This is a genomic window from Pontibacter sp. E15-1 (genome assembly GCF_022601975.1).
GTDB lineage: Bacteria > Bacteroidota > Bacteroidia > Cytophagales > Hymenobacteraceae > Pontibacter.
Genome location: NZ_JAKVIR010000035.1, coordinates 44,353 through 61,713 on the forward strand (window position 1 = coordinate 44,353; position 17,361 = coordinate 61,713).

The 17,361-nt window shown below is 54.9% G+C and carries 16 protein-coding genes; 5 read left to right on the forward strand and 11 right to left on the reverse strand.

Annotated elements, in window-relative coordinates; all coding sequences use genetic code 11:
* Positions 1-402: 402 nt before the first annotated feature.
* The gene (locus MKJ04_RS20295; RefSeq protein WP_241643661.1) at positions 403-2,946 is read right to left on the reverse strand and encodes a T9SS type A sorting domain-containing protein; all 2,544 of its coding nucleotides are present in this window, start codon (positions 2,944-2,946) and stop codon (positions 403-405) included.
* 679 nt (positions 2,947-3,625) lie between these two features.
* Positions 3,626-5,137, reverse strand: coding sequence for a malate:quinone oxidoreductase (locus MKJ04_RS20300; RefSeq protein ID WP_241643663.1), 1,512 nt, complete (start codon positions 5,135-5,137; stop codon positions 3,626-3,628).
* A gap of 514 nt (positions 5,138-5,651) precedes the next feature.
* Here MKJ04_RS20300 and MKJ04_RS20305 point away from each other — a divergent pair.
* Complete coding sequence (locus MKJ04_RS20305) at positions 5,652-5,822, forward strand: hypothetical protein (protein ID WP_241643665.1); 171 nt, start codon at positions 5,652-5,654, stop codon at positions 5,820-5,822.
* 61 nt (positions 5,823-5,883) lie between these two features.
* On the opposite strand, the gene MKJ04_RS20310 is transcribed toward MKJ04_RS20305, so the two are convergent.
* The 5 genes from MKJ04_RS20310 to MKJ04_RS20330 all read right to left on the reverse strand — a co-directional run bounded on the left by MKJ04_RS20310 (position 5,884) and on the right by MKJ04_RS20330 (position 10,278).
* Positions 5,884-6,492: a sterol desaturase family protein gene (locus MKJ04_RS20310; RefSeq protein WP_241643667.1), complete on the reverse strand. Its 609-nt coding sequence runs from the start codon at positions 6,490-6,492 to the stop codon at positions 5,884-5,886.
* 89 nt (positions 6,493-6,581) lie between these two features.
* Positions 6,582-7,097: a shikimate kinase gene (locus MKJ04_RS20315; protein ID WP_241643669.1), complete on the reverse strand. Its 516-nt coding sequence runs from the start codon at positions 7,095-7,097 to the stop codon at positions 6,582-6,584.
* Between the two features lie 99 nt (positions 7,098-7,196).
* Positions 7,197-8,258, reverse strand: coding sequence for an ABC transporter permease (locus tag MKJ04_RS20320; RefSeq protein WP_241643671.1), 1,062 nt, complete (start codon positions 8,256-8,258; stop codon positions 7,197-7,199).
* 125 nt (positions 8,259-8,383) lie between these two features.
* A complete protein-coding gene (locus MKJ04_RS20325; protein ID WP_241643673.1) occupies positions 8,384-9,484 on the reverse strand; it encodes a BT_3928 family protein in 1,101 nt (366 codons plus the stop codon).
* Positions 9,485-9,729: 245 nt separating this feature from the next.
* On the reverse strand, positions 9,730-10,278 hold the full coding sequence (locus MKJ04_RS20330; protein ID WP_241643675.1) for a DUF1599 domain-containing protein: 549 nt from the start codon (positions 10,276-10,278) through the stop codon (positions 9,730-9,732).
* 46 nt (positions 10,279-10,324) lie between these two features.
* Between MKJ04_RS20330 and folP the strand changes: the two genes are divergently transcribed.
* A complete protein-coding gene (folP, locus tag MKJ04_RS20335; RefSeq protein ID WP_241643677.1) occupies positions 10,325-11,182 on the forward strand; it encodes a dihydropteroate synthase in 858 nt (285 codons plus the stop codon).
* Positions 11,179-12,024 (forward strand): diadenylate cyclase CdaA, encoded by an 846-nt coding sequence (cdaA, locus tag MKJ04_RS20340; protein ID WP_241643680.1) that lies wholly within the window; start codon positions 11,179-11,181, stop codon positions 12,022-12,024. Before folP ends, cdaA begins: the two co-directional genes overlap by 4 nt.
* Positions 12,025-12,365: 341 nt before the next feature.
* Here cdaA and MKJ04_RS20345 read toward each other — a convergent pair whose 3' ends face one another.
* The 4 genes from MKJ04_RS20345 to MKJ04_RS20360 form a co-directional block, all read right to left on the reverse strand.
* Positions 12,366-12,563: a PLDc N-terminal domain-containing protein gene (locus MKJ04_RS20345; protein WP_241643683.1), complete on the reverse strand. Its 198-nt coding sequence runs from the start codon at positions 12,561-12,563 to the stop codon at positions 12,366-12,368.
* A 23-nt stretch (positions 12,564-12,586) separates the two neighbouring features.
* The gene (locus MKJ04_RS20350) at positions 12,587-12,874 is read right to left on the reverse strand and encodes a hypothetical protein (protein WP_241643685.1); all 288 of its coding nucleotides are present in this window, start codon (positions 12,872-12,874) and stop codon (positions 12,587-12,589) included.
* A gap of 95 nt (positions 12,875-12,969) precedes the next feature.
* Positions 12,970-14,160, reverse strand: a complete 1,191-nt coding sequence (gene kbl, locus MKJ04_RS20355) for a glycine C-acetyltransferase (protein WP_241643687.1) — start codon at positions 14,158-14,160, stop codon at positions 12,970-12,972.
* Positions 14,161-14,201: 41 nt separating this feature from the next.
* Positions 14,202-15,431, reverse strand: coding sequence for a hypothetical protein (locus tag MKJ04_RS20360; protein WP_241643693.1), 1,230 nt, complete (start codon positions 15,429-15,431; stop codon positions 14,202-14,204).
* A gap of 350 nt (positions 15,432-15,781) precedes the next feature.
* On the opposite strand from MKJ04_RS20360, the gene MKJ04_RS20365 reads away from it, so the two are divergent.
* Positions 15,782-16,756, forward strand: coding sequence for an NAD-dependent epimerase/dehydratase family protein (locus MKJ04_RS20365; RefSeq protein WP_241643689.1), 975 nt, complete (start codon positions 15,782-15,784; stop codon positions 16,754-16,756).
* A gap of 308 nt (positions 16,757-17,064) precedes the next feature.
* Positions 17,065-17,169, forward strand: coding sequence for a Fic/DOC family N-terminal domain-containing protein (locus MKJ04_RS22905; RefSeq protein WP_241643691.1), 105 nt, complete (start codon positions 17,065-17,067; stop codon positions 17,167-17,169).
* Positions 17,170-17,361: the final 192 nt, after the last annotated feature.

Genomic DNA, 17,361 nt, shown 5'->3' on the forward strand with positions numbered 1-17,361 from the left:
TACTTTAAAATCACTTTTTGTGCCCTGTAGCTATTTTTGACAAACAACCAAGTGTTCGGCACAACGATAAAAATTACATAGGAAGGCGTATGGCTAAAGGCGAAACTGGCAAATCTAGATAGCATCGCTAAGATGGCACAATTTAAGAATTGAACAATATCACTACAGCACGGCGAAGAGGGTATTCTTCAGTACTTGAATTTGCTTTCAAAGTAAAATCGCACCCATATTTAGTGCAATAAACAGTACCTGCATTTCCGGGATATACTACATAGGGGTGATTCTATAATAGATCAGGGGCTGGGAAAAACTACGCTACTATAGCCAGCCCTTGCACACCCCTGATTCTTCCTCCCACAAACCCCAATAGCTCCCGATGCTGATGGAAAACTCCCGATTCCGCTACTTATTTAGCAGCAGCTTTACGGTCTTCATGCCAGTGTCTGTCTGGAGGCGGGCCAGGTAGATACCTTGCGCCAGAGTAGCCCCGTCTACATCTACTATAACATTAGTTTTAGCCGCGGCCGTGCCTTTCTGTAGCTGCCGGATGCGCGTGCCTTTCATGTCATACAGGTCGATAGCGTAACTGCCGCCGTGCTCCAGCGCAAAGTTGATGGTGGTTTTGTCGGAAAAGGGGTTCGGGTAAGCCACGAGCTCGGGCAGTGGGCCGTTGCCCTCCAGCGCCTGCTGCAGGTACTGGGCAAACAGTGGGTCTGGCTGCTTGTGGTTGATGAGAACCTGCCCTCCGCCGATACCTGGCAATTGCTGCACCAGGCTGAGGCGTTGGCTAGCGGCAGAGTTGTCGTACACCAGTTTGCCGTAGGCATTTAAGTCCCATACCTGCAGGCGCAGCTGGTCAGCGGCATCATTCAGTCCTGCTCCTCCGCCGTCTTCCATGGTGGCCACAAACTTGAAGCGGCCCTTTCCATTTACCGTACCGATACCCTGCAGGGCCGCACGGTTATCTTTGATGACCAGCCAGTCGAGGGATTTACTGAAGAGGATATGGCTACTGTTGAGCACAAAAAGGGCCGCTCCCGAGGGCTTTGCAAAGGCGTCATTTGTTGTATACCGTGCGGCAAAGGCAAACGCCGACGTACCCATGGCTGGCGACTCTGCCGGCACGCGAAGCAGCCCCGCACCCGACACGTTGCCCGCCGCCGGATCAAAGATCACCATCTCCTGGCGGTAATCGTCTGAAACAGGTTGCAGGCAACTTTGCGAGACGTCGAGCCCAATTGTATAGATGCCCGCCGCCGTATACCGGTGCTGCCCGGTGATGCGCGGGTTGTCAGGGAGGGTGTAGGAGATGGAGGTGCTATTGTCTCCCCAACTCCACCTTACGCCAGCCTCAGTCAGTGCTATATAGGTCCCGAAATCAGCGGTAGTGCGCACCTGTTCCCCCGCTTTCATGGCAAAAGGCGGTAGGCTTAGCTTTACGCGCACCGGTATGTGGCAGGCCTCTGCTGTTTTGTATTTCCACACAAACGCCTGACGATCGCCTTTCCCACCCATTGCGCCTGTGATGTACAGGTTCCCGGATACATCGAACAACAGATCGTTCCCTCCTGCGACTTGCTGCTCCCAAAGCAAACTGCCATCCGGCGCATATAGCCGTGTCACGGGCACAGTCGGCTCCTCATACACCCAGCCCAGAAACGAGGTATGGCCCAGCACCTTGCGGCCTGCCTCTGCTATAACAGCAATATTCCCTGCCTTGTCCAGCGCCAAAGCCTCCGGTTGCACAACCGCAACCGTGTCGTTTACATTAGGCATCATAACCGTGTCGCCGGTCACTGTGTTGAAGGTTTTGGACCATAGCCGCTTTCCTTCCCCGCTGACCCTGACCATACCATAGTTGGGCGGGCGCCGGTAAAGGGCCTCCATTGTCAGCACCACCACGCTGCCATCCGGGGCAAAGGCGGCATCGCGGTACAGGGCCATGCTCTCATCTACTCCTCCGAGCGGCCACTTCTTGCCTATGCCTGTTTGCCAAAGTTTGTTGCCTTGCCGGTCTGTTTTCATCAGCACCACATCATATACATAGGGGTAGGGCGAGGAATTTGACACCACCAAGATTTCGCCAGCCGGGGAAATGTGCAGGTCGGCAGGTGTATCATACCCGTTGTGAACAGAAGAGCCGTTTTTGAAGAGGTAGTTATAGTTTCTGTCGAAGTGAAGGCTCCCGGTGCTGGCCTCGTAGCTCAGCAGCAACACGTTAGACAACTCTGCGCTGGATGGCAGGTATACATCCTTTGACCCGGCCAGCACGATGCGCTGCGTCCCATCGGCGGCAAGCTTAACTCCGAAGCCACCATTGTATACCTGCTCCCACATCACCTGCCCTGCTAAATCAAGTTTGCGGAGTAGGATTTTCGGGTTGCGGTTGTCCCCACCATTGCCTGCCACATATATATCGTTTTCAGTCAGCAGCAAATCTGCCATCGAGTTCATGTCTGCCGTAGCCCCTTCCCTGGCGGCAGCCCACAGCAAATCCCCATCCGATGAGAACTTGGCCAGTGTGCCTCCTACATCTGTGTCGTTTTCCCGCAGCTGGATCAGCACATAGGCATTGCCTGCAGCATCCAGCGCCAGTACACGCGGTTTTTCCTCCAGGCCGGACTGAAGGGTGGCTTGCCACAACACATTGCCCGCCGCGTTCAACTTTTGCAGCTGCATCTTCTCTGCGGCACCGTTGGCCTCTCTGCTCGCCAGCACCAGCAGATTGCCCTGGTGGTCTGCTTTGGTATGTATGATTTTTACGTTTTCCCCTGCTCCGCTTGCTCTGATAGGTGTTTTCCATTGCTCCGTAAGTTGCGCAAACAACAGCTGCGGAAAGATAAAGAGCAGCATGCCTAGCACCAGAAAATAGCAGGTATGGCCACGTAGAACCTGTGCTTTGTAAAGATGAGAGAAGTTGCCTGAGTCCTGTAAATGTGGTTTCATAGTTATGTAGGTTTATTAGGTTTCCCGGATATGGTCGAAAGGCGAAAAGCTTAACTCGCCAGTACACGGCCCTTGGAATGCATGCATGTAGCCACAGGTAGTATTGTTGCCTACGCCCAGCAAAGGGCACATTCCACTGAGCATACTTATTTCAATATAAAATTGTTCTGAATAAAGTATAATTATATTGAGAACGGCAAGAAGCGCCCTGTTTATAGATTAGCTTTCAGCTACACATGCCTCCAGAAGGTGAGTTAATCATACATTATGGTTCATTTTTTCGAAGAACTGGTATGCATTTTTCGCGCTATGGCACAAGCGGACGCTTGCGCCAGTGTTTGTAGATTCCAAAATCACAAACTTCCTGAACACTGCGGTATACCCTTGCATTTCTGGCAGAGCAGTTAGAAGCAGGGAAGCTGTTGGAAAAGTTGATTGGATATAGCCTGATGGGGCGGAGATTGGGTATGGCAGTTTGCAGTACCTACTGCCCGAAAAGACTCCGATACACAAAACCCATTCGAGTAGGGTATACCGATGAGGTGCCCATTAAAAAAGTCCTTCAGCCGGGTGCGGACATTAGGGTATCCGCACCCGGCTGAAGGACTTCGTGTATGTATAAACGCGCTGCCAGATCACGGCAACGCTCATTTTTCAAAATTTATACCTAGCGCTGTCCCTAGCGAGCTTCTTGAACGTTCGTCAGGCCAAGCACCTCGCTGGTGTGCTCCCGCACCTGCTCCAGCAGCTGTGGGTTGCTCGCCAGCGACTCTCCGTAAGAGGGGATCATCAGCCTGAGCTTTTCCTGCCACTCCGTTGAGTTCAGCCTATCTTTGAAGCAGCGCTCCAGCAGCCCCAGCATAATCGAGACGGCAGTAGAGGCTCCCGGCGAGGCCCCTAGAAGGGCCGCGATTGAACCGTCGGAGGCGCTTACCACCTCGGTGCCGAACTCCAGCACTCCGCCATGCTTCGGGTCTTTCTTGATCACCTGCACCCGCTGACCGGCCATCTCCAGTTCCCAGTCCTCTCGTCGGGCGTTCGGGAAATACTCGCGCAGCGCGTACATGCGGTCCTCGGGCGACTGCCGCACCTGGTTGATCAGGTACTTAGTAAGCGGGATGTTCTTGATGCCTGCCACCATCATCGGCCGCAGGTTGTTTACCTTAATGGAGCGAGGAAGATCGAAGTAGGAACCGCTTTTCAGGAACTTCGTGGAGAAACCGGCATACGGCCCGAAGAGCAACTCGCGCTTGCCATTGATCATGCGCGTGTCCAGGTGCGGCACCGACATGGGCGGCGAGCCCACGGCAGCCTTGCCATACACTTTGGCCTGATGATCCTGGATAACTTCCGGGTTGGTGCATTTCAGCCACTGCCCGCTCACCGGGAAGCCGCCATACCCCTTGCCTTCCGGTATGCCTGATTTCTCGAGCAGGTACAGCGAGCCGCCGCCAGCCCCGATAAACACAAAGCGCGTTTTCACCTTTTTCTTGTTTCCTGAGGCTCTGTCTTTCACTTTCACCTGCCAGCTGCCATCGTCCTGCCGCTTGAGCTTGCGCACCTCGTGGTTAAAGTGCATCGTCACGCCGTCCATACCCTTCAGCAGGTCGAACATGCAGCGCGTCAGCTCCCCAAAGTTCACGTCTGTGCCGATGTCCATGCGGGTGGCCGCTACTTTCTGGGCTTTGCTGCGCCCCTGCATAATCAGGGGCATCCACTCGTCTAGCTGGTCGGGGTCCTCTGAGTACTGCATCCCCTGAAAGAGGCTGCATGCCGTAAGGGCCTTATGGCGCTTGTCCAGGAAGTTGACGTTGGCGTCGCCCCACACAAAGCTCATGTGCGGAATGCTCCGGATAAAGTTTTCGGGTATCGTGATGAGGTTCTGCTGGATGAGGTAGGCCCAGAACTGCTTCGACTCCTCGAATGACTCGGCTATTTTAACGGCTTTGCCGGTTTCGATGGACCCGTCGGCAAGCTCGGGGGTATAATTAAGCTCGCAAAAAGCCGAGTGGCCCGTCCCGGCGTTGTTCCAGGCGTCAGAGCTCTCCGCGGCGGCCACATCCAGCCGCTCATATATATCGATGGTCAGGTCGGGCTGCAGCTCTTTCAGCAGCACACCCAGTGTGGCGCTCATGATGCCGGCACCAATCAACACCACATCAGGACCTGAAGAAGTAGTATTCTTGTTCATTGTAAATAACTATGGTAAAAGAACATTCGGTTAATAAAAGTGTTTGCGGCCTGCTTCAAATTTGGCTCTCGGGCTACAGACCGTCGCTTCTGGTCCCGTATCCTTGTCTTGATTTCAAAGCACTTGCGCTCCTTGCCACCATACCACTAACACTGCATGTATTTGCTCAGAATGCAAATATATACCCTATCTGGTGCCGATGCAGCTATATACTTCCTTAATTTACTGCTGAAACGGCAAAATGCGGCAGACAAGGCCAAAGCCCGCTTTGCAGCCCCGCACCGGGCATACCCATACCCCGCACGGGCTGAAGCAGGGGTAGGAAGAAGCCTTCAGTACTACGCACATTCGCCGGGAAAGGCTAGCGGGAATGTTTCCTGCCCCAGGCACCTTAACTCAACCTTTTCGCGCTGAAGCAGTAAATAGCTATCGTGGCAATATTGTCATATAACCAGATAGCGATGCTTTGCCGCATACAGCAAAAATTAACCAATCAGAATCTAACGTTTAGAAAATGAAAAACATAAAGTCATACCTTATGCCAATGCTCGTGCTGCTGATGCTGACGCTGAGCAGTTGTGAAATTGTTGGAGATATATTTAAGGCCGGTGCCTATACCGCCATCATCGTGATTGTGCTGGTGGTCGTGCTTATTTTCTGGCTTTTCAGAAAGCTGCGAAGATAGCATCTGCAGTAGACGCAAAAAGAAAGGGAGCCCGAAACGGCTCCCTTTCTTTTTGCGGTGTTTACCTCGTGCGCTTGGGCATGGTGCCCAGCACATAGTCCCAGAGCGGCGACGATACGCCATACGCTACGTTCGGGTCTTTGTAGTGGTGAATGCTGTGGTGAACCCAAAGCGTTTTCAGGAAGTTTTTGGGCGGAGCGTAGGCATGCACGGCATAATGCACAAACAGGTACATGGCGTAGCCGAAAAGCAGCCCGGCCAGTATGCCGAACACGAAGTTGCCGAACACCAGCTTAAACACGAAAAACAGCAGCGAGGAGATAAACACGCTCACGATGGGCGGCATGGCCAGCCGGTCCTTGTCTTTCGGGAAGTCGTGGTGGTTTCCGTGGAAGGTATACTGAATCTTCGCTTTGGTGGGCGTGTCCGTTTCCATATGGAAAATGAAGCGGTGTGCCGCATACTCCAGCAGCGAAAACAGCAGCCAGCCGGCCACAAACAGGCCTAAAGCCTCTATCACCCCGATAAAGCTGTGTGTGATGCCATAATACACTAATCCTGTGGCGATGGCAACAAAGATGGAGATAGGGTAGGCAATATGCGTTCTGGTCAGTCTTTCAAGCACAGGATTTTTGAAGATCTGCGCGCGCCCTTTATGGTTCGGTTTCATTGAAATATTTTGCTTGATATTGAGGTTGCAAAAATACTTATTTTTTGATTTCTTGATGCATTGCAATGGCAAGTATACCCATTTAACGGTCATGCCTGGTTATTGTTGAGCAACTGCTCTAACTGGGCACTGGTTATACCTGCTCCCTGCACCGTGGCATCGGCACGTTGGTAAAACTGCCTGCGGTGGTTTAATGTTTCGACGAGGAATAACATCACCTCCTCTTCCGTCTTCCCGGCCAGTAGGGGCCGCACCTGCAAGTCGGAGGCAGACAGCCTTTTACAGATCTCCGCAACAGGCACATCCAGAAAAAAAGTTTTCCCGTGGCGGCTCATATACTCCATGTTATCGAAGAAGCAGGGAGCGCCGCCACCCGTAGAGACCACGGCCTGGGCATGCTCCCGCACCACCGCCTCCAGCGCCTGGCGCTCTAATGCCCGGAAGCGCTCCTGCCCCTCCTGCGCAAACAGCTGGGCAATGGTGCGCCCCTCCCGTTGCTCCAGAAACGTGTCCAGATCCACGAAGGGGTGCTGCAGTTGGGCCGCCAGTTGTCTGCCAAGGGTCGTTTTCCCGCTGCCCATCATACCGACTAAGAAGATGATCATTCTTCTAAATTAAAAATTAGAAATTAAAAAATTAGATGTGTTACCCTGGCTGCCAGCGTCTATCGTTCGCACAACCCGGAACCCGTGATTCGGAATTCATTACTCGAGCTTCACCCGCGGGTCCAGCAGGGCATAGAGCACGTCTACAAAGATGTTGATGAGCACAAACAGGAAGGCGACAAAAAGCGTGGCCCCCATCACCAGCGGGAAGTCAAGGTTCTGCACCGCCTGTAGGGTTACAGCTCCCAGTCCTTTCCAGTTGAAGATGTACTCAATAAAAAAGGCACCCGCCATCAGCGACGCCAGCCACCCCGACACAGCCGTCACCACGGGGTTCAGGGCGTTCTTCAGGGCGTGGTCCGCTATTACCCGGTAGCGGCTAAGCCCTTTGGCCCGCGCCGTCCGGATGTAATCCTGCCCCATCACGTCGAGCATAGAGCTGCGGGTAAGCTGCACCACAATGGCCAGTGGCCGGATGCCCAGGGCAACGGCAGGCAGCAGCAGGTTGTGCAGCATCAACTGCCGCCCCGCAAAGGCATCTATCTCATAGAGCTGCCCCGTCAGGCTCAGGCCTGTCCAGTCGCTCCAGTAAAAGCCAAAGGTGATCGCAATCAGGATGGCGGCCACAAAGGAGGGCACCGAGATGCCCAGCACCGATGTGGTAATCAGGGTATGGTCGAGCCAGCTATGCGGCCGCAGCGAGGCCAGCACCCCAAACAGGATGCCGAACACGGTGGCGATAAGCATGGCGGCAGCGGCCAGCCAGAGGGTGCCGGTAAAGTGGTCGAGCAGAATGTCGGTCACGCTTTTGTTGCTCTGGAATGAGCGGCGCAGGTATGGTGTCTTCCACACCAGCACATCCGCCCCAAAATCCACCAGCGGCGTGTAGGCATATTTCTCCTGGTTTGCTGCTTTGTCCTCATGCACCGAGAGCGGCGACACGTCGTTCAGGTAGTAGAGCAGTTGCTGGGGCAGGGGCTTGTCCAGGCCCAGATCTTTGGTGATGGCTTCGCGGGTGGCCAGGTCGGAGCGCTGCCCCGCCAGCAGCGCCACGGGGTCGCCGGGCAGCACGTTGAACAGGAAGAACACCGCCACCAGCACGCCCAGCATAATCAGCAGGCCATGCCCCAAGCGGCTCAGTATATATCCCAGGAATTTCATTTGCTTCGTTTAGCGTGTTTCGTTATCCGTTTTTCGATGTTACCCATTCAGCCCTTCGTTGACAGCTTTTCTCCTATATAATCATAACGATTTATCTTCAGCGAAACACGAGCAACGAGCAACGATTATCGATTATCGATCAACGATGCGACCTCCTCTATGTCCGGTGTGTCGTTGTTGTGCCATTTGCCTTTCACCACGCCGTCCTGCAGCAGCAGGATACCGGGGTTGGAACGGATAATGGTTTTCAGCACCGTGCCGTCGCCATAATAATATGGAACGGCTAAGTTCATCTCGTGCCGAAACACCTCAAACTCTTGCCCGCTGCTGTTGGTCACCACTATCGGTGCGATGCCCTGCTTCTCCGCTGCTTTCACCAGCTTTTTGATCTTGTCGAAGTTGCCTGTCTCGGCCTTGTCCACGCGCTGCACAATAATCAGCAGTTTCTTGCCCGTTAGCACCTCCTGCGTAAAGTCGCCCTCATCGTTCCATACATTAAAGTCGGTGATCTTGGGGCCGTCTTCCGGGTTTATCGCCACCATCTCCTTAAAGGTATAGGTGGTATCGGTAGGGTATGTCTCAAACTCCTGCTGCTGCCCGCCCTTTGCCATGATGTATTTGTAGCGCAGCGGTGCCAACGGCTGCATGAGCCGGGGGATGTCGTTGCCCACTTTGTAGGCGCGGAAGTCGATGTAGGGCAGGTGCTCGTAGGCATACCAGCCCACCATGATGGAGATAGCTGCTGTGATGATGGTGATAACCGCCCCGGAGGCAGGCCGCATGAATGGCTTCAGGTAGTGTTGCGTAAACACCAGCACCAGGATCATCGCGAGCAGCACCACGTCTTTCGTAAACGACTCCCAAGGCGTCAGCTTGATGGCGTCGCCGAAGCATCCGCAATCCGTTACTTTATTGAAATAGGCCGAGTAAAAGGTCAGGAACGTGAAGAACACGATCATCAGCAGCAAAGCCCCCAGGATTATCTTCAGCCTCCAGCGCACGAGCAGCGCCACGCCCAGCACAATCTCCGCCGCACTCAGGAACACCGACAGAAACAGCGCGTATGGCTCAAACGATTTAAACACGGGAGAAATGTCCGTAGCGAACACCTCAAAATACTCTTCTAGCTTGATGGCGGTGCCTACCGGGTCGTTGATCTTGATCAGGCCCGAAAATATGAAAAGCACCCCCACAAACAGCCAGCAGAATTTGCTTATATACTTCATTGGTTACGTTTAGATTCAGTTTTGAATGTTGCAATTCCGGGTCTAACCACCCCTAACCCCTCCTTATCTTTTTCGAGGGCCCCTACCCCCAGGAGGGGAGTTGGAGTTACTGCTTGGGAAGGTTTTCAGGACAGCTTTAGTAGTTGAAAGTATTATAAAATGCCTAAGCCACGAAGCGAAGAGAGGCAAAGAACCGATAAAGACTCCCCTCCTTAGACAAGGAGGGGGCAGGGGGTGGTTGGATATTACTTCCCCGCAAACCCCGACTTAATCAGCGCGAAGACAGCGTAGTTGATCATGTCGCGGTAGTTCGCCTCCACGCCCTCCGAGATCAGCGTGTGGCCTTCGTTATCTTCTATCTGCTTGGTGCGGTATAGTTTCATCAGGATGATGTCGGTGATGGAGCTCACGCGCATGTCGCGCCAGGCCTCGCCGTAATCGTGGTTTTTGGCGTTCAACAGCTTTACATTCTCCTCGATGTGGTGCGTATACTGCCGCTCCACTTCCTCGGCGGGCAGGTTCATGTCGGCGTCGGCGGGCAGGTGGAGCTGCATCAGCGCAATCACGCAGTAGTTGATAATGCCCACAAACTCGCCGTTGATGTCGTCGTCTACCAGTTGCCTGCCCTTCTCCTGAATAGACCGGATGCGCTGGGCTTTGATGAAGATCTGATCCGTGATGGACGGCAGCCGCAGGATGCGCCAGGCGGTGCCGTAGTCCTTTGTTTTCTTCACGAAGGTGTCTTTGCAGCGCTGCACTACCTGATCATATTCCTGAAGTGTTTGATTAATCAACTTTTTAGCTTTAATTTTAAAATCATACAGACGTACATGCCAAACATTGGAAGCGAAAGATACGCTTTTTAGCACAAAAACCACACTGAACTGCCGCGGAAAGCTCCTCTCTCTGGATGCCCCGCTGGTGATGGGCATCTTGAATGTCACCCCTGATTCTTTCTTTGCCGGCAGCCGCCTCCACTCTTCGGAAGAGGTGCTGCAAAAGGCCCAGGCCATGCTGGCCGATGGCGCCGACATACTGGATGTCGGGGGCTACTCCTCGCGCCCCGGCGCCACAGACATCTCCGTGCAGGAAGAACTGGACCGGGTTGTGCCGGCCATCGAGGCAATCGCCGCTAATTTTCCGGACGCGGTTATCTCCGTAGACACCTTCAGGGCACCAGTGGCCGAGGCGGCCGTGAGGGCGGGAGCCGCCATCGTGAACGACATTGCGGGGGGCACTCTGGACGCAAGCATGTTTGAGACGGTGGCCAACCTGCAGGTACCCTACACACTTATGCACATGCGTGGAACGCCCCAGACCATGACCACGTTGGCTAAGTACAGCGATGTGGTGGTGGAGGTGGTAGATGAGCTGCAGGCGCAGGTTGCGCGGCTAAAGCAACTGGGCGTGAAGGACATTATACTGGACCCCGGCTTCGGGTTTGCCAAAACGGCGGACCATAACTTCGAAATGCTGCGCCGCCTCGACGAATTCCGTATTTTCGGGGTGCCTGTGCTGGCGGGGCTATCCCGCAAATCGATGGTGTATAAAACACTGGCCATTGCGCAGGCCGATGCGCTTACCGGTACAATAGCCCTCAACATGGTGGCGTTGATGAAAGGTGCAGCCATTTTGCGGGTGCACGACGTAAAAGAGACGAAGCAAACGATACAACTTTACAAGAAAACAACACTTTGATATTTTTATTCAGTATAGGTTTTTTAGAGATAGAGCTGCTCGATGTCATTGACATCCTGCTCGTGACGGTGCTGCTCTACCAACTGTACAAGCTCCTGACGGGCAGCGTGGCGCTGAAGATTTTTTTGGGGCTGCTCTCTGTTTACCTGCTGTACCTGGTGGTGCGCGCCGCCGGTATGGAGCTGCTCACCATTATACTGGGGCAGTTTATGGGCGTGGGGGTGCTGGCCGCCATCATCGTGTTCCAGCCCGAGATACGGCGCTTCCTGCTGCTGATCGGCAAGACCACCGCCTTCAACAACGACCGCTTCTTCCGGAGCTTCCCGTGGCGGCGCGAGCAAAGCGAAAAACTTAGCCTGACGCCCTTTATCGAAGCCTCCAAAACACTGGCCGGCAAAAACACGGGTGCCCTGATCGTTTTCGCGAAAAGCTCTGAGTTGAAGTACTACGCGGAGTCCGGCGATTTGATCGATGCCGTGATCTCGAAGCGCCTGCTCATGTCGATCTTCAACAAAAACAGCCCCCTGCACGATGGCGCGGTTATTATTTCCGGCAACCGCATCAAGGCGGCCCGCTGCATCCTGCCTGTTTCCGAAAACCAGGACATACCGGCCTCGATGGGACTTCGCCACCGCGCGGCCATCGGCTTGACAGAGATCACGGACAGCATTGTGCTGGTAGTGTCAGAGGAGACGGGGCAGATCGCACTAGTCCGCAACGGCGAGGCCTACCGCAACCTTTCTTCCGCTGACCTGCGCATCAAGCTCAACCAGTTCCTCTTCGACACAGACCAACGCGCCACGCCAGCCGCCACACCAGAAAAATCCGCGAGCGCCGCGTAGGCAATTTATACCTGGCAAGCGCTTGTAATTGTAGAGTGCAGCTAATTCAATCAGGTTTTTTTTTACAGAATGGGAGGTAGTGCTTCGCCAAATTAAGAATTAGAAATGAGTCATAAAAGTCGTTTCTATTCATCTAAAAACAAACGCTACTTCTGGTAATTAAATTGGTCGAGCACTAGGTCTGTTCCTCGTTTAGGCAGGATGAAACTGATGCCATTATCAAACAGAATTTGCTCATTTGAGAATATTCGTGCAGCAGTAGCACAAATAACCGGCCACTCCGCGCAGGGGAATTTCGGAGAACGGACAACAGCGGGAATGCTGCACACGGCCTGCTCAGATTAACCTTTTCTGTACCGGGTATACCAGTATGCGGCTGACCCTAGCACTGGCACGATCCACAGCACCACCATCCAGGTGAGGCGCTGCCCCACGGTATAGTGCGTCCGAAAAATGAGGTGCACCAGCGACACAATCACCAGGGCATAGTTCAGTGCAATCAGTAAGGAAATAAAAGGGTTGTATGCGAGTATGTCCATGGTGCGGCAGGCTGCTTGGGGAGTTAAAACAGCTTTTCACTCACGAACCACAGCAGATAGAGCAGGGCGGGGGCACAGAGCAGCAAAATCATACCGAAGTTTATGCGCGTCCACTGCGGGTTTAGCAGCACACTGCTAAACGCCTCCACCGACAACAGCAGCGAGAAGTAGAAGGCAATTTGCAACAGCGTGCCGATGACGTGTGTCTCGCCGCGCAAGCCTGCCGTGGAGTATGCCAGAAACGATACCACCAGCCACGACAGCACGGTGCCTACTAACACCTGCCCTGGCCTGATCTTTATGTTGTTCATCGCTGCGCTGATTTTTTGCCTGTTCAAGATATAAAATAGCAACGCCACTCCCAAATCCGGGAGTGGCGTTGCCTCGTGTTTCAGGAAAAGTATACCTATTGCAGCACACCCAGCTCTTTGCCCACTTCCACGAAAGCGGCAAGGCACTTGTCGATGTGCGCTTTGTCGTGCACGGCAGAGAGTTGCACCCGGATACGCGCCTGTCCTTTGGGCACCACCGGGTAGTAGAAGCCGATTACGTAAATGCCTTTGTCGAGCATGCGGGTGGCAAACTCCTGCGCCAGCGGTGCGTCATACAGCATCACCGGCACGATCGGGTGATCGCCGGGCTTGATGTCGAAGCCTGCCTCCGTGATTTTCTCCCGGAAATACTTCGTGTTCGACTCCAGCTTGTCACGCAGCTCGGTGGTGGAGCTCAGCAAGTCCAGCACCGCGATAGAAGCCCCGACGATAGACGGCGCCAGCGAGTTGGAGAACAGGTAGGGGCGCGAGCGCTGCCGCAGCATGTCGATGATCTCCTTGCGGCCGGAGGTAAAGCCGCCCATCGCGCCGCCAAGCGCCTTGCCCAGCGTGCCCGTGATAATGTCGATCTGGCCCATCACGTTGTGGTACTCGTGCGTGCCACGCCCGGTCTTGCCCATGAAGCCGGAGCTGTGGCAGTCGTCTACCATAATCAGCGCCTCATACCGCTCTGCCAAAGCCACAATCTTATCCAGTTGGGCCACCGTGCCATCCATAGAGAAAGCGCCGTCCGTGACGATGATGCGGTGCTTCGCGCCTTTGGCCTCCTGCAGCTTCGCCTCTAGGTCGGCCATGTCGTTGTGGTTGTAGCGGAAGCGTTGCGCTTTGCACAGCCGCACCCCGTCGATGATAGACGCGTGGTTCAGGGCATCGGAGATAATGGCCGACTCGGCGTCGAACAGAGGCTCAAACACCCCGCCGTTGGCATCGAAGGCGGCCGCGTACAGGATCGTGTCCTCGGTGCCGAGAAACTCCGAAATCTTCCGCTCCAGCTCTTTGTGTATGTCCTGGGTGCCGCATATAAAGCGCACTGAGCTCATGCCGTAGCCATGCGTGTCAATCGCTTCTTTCGCGGCCTCGATCACGCGCGGGTGCGCCGAGAGGCCCAAGTAGTTGTTGGCGCAAAAGTTCAGCACATGCGGCTGCTGGGTCGTGTCGATGTCAGCGCCCTGCGGCGTGGTGATGATGCGCTCTTTCTTATATAGGCCTGCCTCCTGAATCTCGGCCAGTTGCTGGGCTAAATCTGCTTTTAGTGTTCCGTACATGTATTCGTTGTTAGTTAGTGATTGCTTGGTATGGGGTATGGCTACACGCCGGTTGCCTCGCCTTCGTCTGGTTTTGGCGGTCGGCGCATGACCGGGCGCGGTCGTGGCGGTTTTGGCTTCGGCGGCTCATCCGGCAGCTCCGGCGAAGGAGACGCCGCTGCGGCTTCCGGCGTTGCCCCTTCTTCTTCCAGAGGAACCGGGGGTACAGGTCGCTTTATGATGGGCCGTGGCCTGGGCGGTTTTTGGGCTGCTGCGTCCGGCGCGGTTGGCTCCTGCGGCGCTGGCGTGCTTTCGGGCGCGGCCGCCTCGGCGGGTGGCGGTTGCAACGCAGCGGGCCGCTTCATCACAGGCCGTGGCCGGGGCGGCTTTGGGGCATCCTCTGGTATAGAGGACGCTTCCGATAGCGTATCCGTTGGCAATGGGGTGGCCTGATCTGGCTCAGCGGGTTTTTGCAAAGCGGCCGGGCGCTTCATTACGGGCCGTGACCGTGTGGGTTTCGGGGCCTCCTCTGGCGTTGGCGCTGCGGCGTCAGTTGCCTGCTCCGGAGGTTTTTGCAAGGCGGCAGGGCGTTTAATCACCGGGCGTGGGCGCGGTGGTTTTGCGGCAGACGCATCTTCGGCGGCGGCAGGCTGCTGGGCGGCAGGGCTGGCGTTTTCTGTATCGCCCCCTTCCTGTTTTGGCTGTAGCGCTGCCGGTCTTTTTATAACCGGGCGCGGACGCGGCGCGGGCTTGTCAGTTTCAGAAGCCGACTGTGTGGCATCATCATTTGCAGCGGGTGCATCATCCGTAGACGCAGGCTTGGGTATAACCGGGCGCTTTATCACTGGTTTTGGACGTGCAGTCGGTGCTGCGGCCTGCTCGTCTTTCGTGGTCTCGTCGCTTTCAGCGGCTGGCTTTGGCAAGGCAGCCGGACGCCGTACCACGGGACGTGGCTTAGGTATAACTTCTTTTTCCTCAGATGTTTCCTGCGGAACATCTGCCTTTACCTCCGCCGTGCCCGAAGCGGTGGCAGCCGGACGGGCAGGGGCCGCTCTGCGGGCGGCAGGGCGTGCCGCCGCAGCGCCCGTAGCTGGCGCAGGCTTCGGTATCTCGTCCTCTGCCAGGTGGTAGTGCAGGCGCACGTTGTTCAGCTGCATCTTCACGGCCACGTCAAAGCTGTTGGGGTGCATCTGGGCGTACATTTCCTGCCACTTCGCGAAGCGCGCAGGTTCGTCAGCCGCAAAGGCGGCCTGCTTTACGCGCTTCTTTATCAGGTATTCTTCGAATGTCATACTGTAAAGGCTTAGCCTGCCTGCTGTTGCCCTGCTAACGTACCGGGGGGCAGGCATACAGGCGGCACTCTTGCTTAAAACGCCGGACGCTCTACAAATATAAGAAAATCCGCTGTGTCGTTTATACCCCCCGAAGCGCAACAAATTCGGATTGCAAAATCCTTAACCCAGCATCTGTAATTTTGAGTGCCCTGCAACGATTGCAGGGGAAATTTTCCATCCTGTTACCTAGAGCCCCTAAATGGATAAATATTGCGCTCACGGCCTCTGATTCAGCGTATTCTTTCTTAAATGCCCTGCTTTCAGGATTGGATTGAAATAGGTTACTTTGCACAAATTTCGATGCAACCATGGCAAACACCCCTGATACGATATTAGTGATAGGCGCCTGCGGGCAGTTGGGATCAGAGCTTACGCTGGCGCTCCGGGAGCTGTATGGCGGCGGCAATGTGGTGGCAGCCGATGTGGCACCCCCTAAGCACGCTGAACTGCGCGACTCCGGCCCGTTTGAGCGGGTGGATGTGCTGGACACAAACGTACTGGGCACGCTGGTGTCCAAATATAAATTCACCCAGATTTACCACCTGGCCGCCGTGCTGTCGGCCACCGGCGAGCGCAACCCCAAGTTTGCCTGGCGCCTGAACATGGAGGGCCTGTTCAACGTGCTGGACCTGGCCGTGGAGCAGCAGGTGAGCAAGGTATACTGGCCGAGCTCTATTGCCGTGTTTGGCCCCAGCACTCCCCGCCAGCACACGCCCCAGCATACCCTCATGGACCCCAACACCGTGTATGGCATCAGCAAGCAGGCGGGCGAGCGCTGGTGCGAGTATTATTTCCAGAAGCATAGCCTCGATGTGCGTAGCCTCCGCTACCCTGGCCTGATTGGCTACAAGGCCCTGCCCGGCGGCGGTACCACCGACTACGCCGTGGATATCTACCATAAGGCATTGGAGGGCGAGACGTTTGAGTGCTTCCTAAGCGAGAACACCTACCTGCCGATGATGTACATGCCGGATGCCCTGAAAGCCACACTCGATCTGATGCATGCGCCTGCCGCGCAGATCAGCGTGCGCGACTCCTATAATCTGGGTGCGATGAGTTTCTCACCGGAGGAAATCACCGCTTCCATCCGAAAGCACATCCCTGACTTCGAGATCATCTACAAGCCAGACGCCCGCCAGCAAATAGCCGCCTCGTGGCCGCAGAGCATCGACGACAGCGTGGCCCGGAAAGACTGGGGCTGGCAACCGGCGTATAACCTGGACGCTATGACCGCAGACATGCTCCTGAACCTGAAAAAAATGCGCGCCGCCCAGACCGCATAGGCCACGCACCTCTCTGGAATAGCCGCACCTGTAATTCCGGCACTCGGTAGGGACAGGTCGTGGATTAAACTTTTTTTCTGAGAGGTATGGGGAAGAAGCAAAAGATTAATCGGCTTTACCTCTCCGAGGAGCAGAGCCGTTTTATTCAAGTAAAAGCAGACACACACCTACCTGTCATTCTGTAAAGAAACCTGGCAGAATGGAGGTTAAACGTATCAAAACTTGATGTTTTGGATCATGGTTAGCAGATACTGATCATTCCACCCTGCCATCTCCCTTCTGCACTTGATGCTTTCTTTGTCTATCGCGTGCACATAGACAAAGAGGCAACGCAGTCAAGCAAAATTGAGGGTACCCAGACAAATATTCAGGAGGCTTTTCTTGACAGAGACCAGGTGTCCTCAGAGAAGTAACAATGGACTTCCATCCCCGCCATGGCACCGTCTTGCCCATCACCGCAAAAGAGGTTGCCAGGTTAGCGGATAAGTGGGGTATGGGAAATAGGCCTGGCTTGTAGTATGAGGTGTTTCGAAACTGACGGACAGTAAACTTGCTTAGCGGTTATAAAGTTAACAGTTCTTTTCATAGTTCATCGGGCTCAGGTA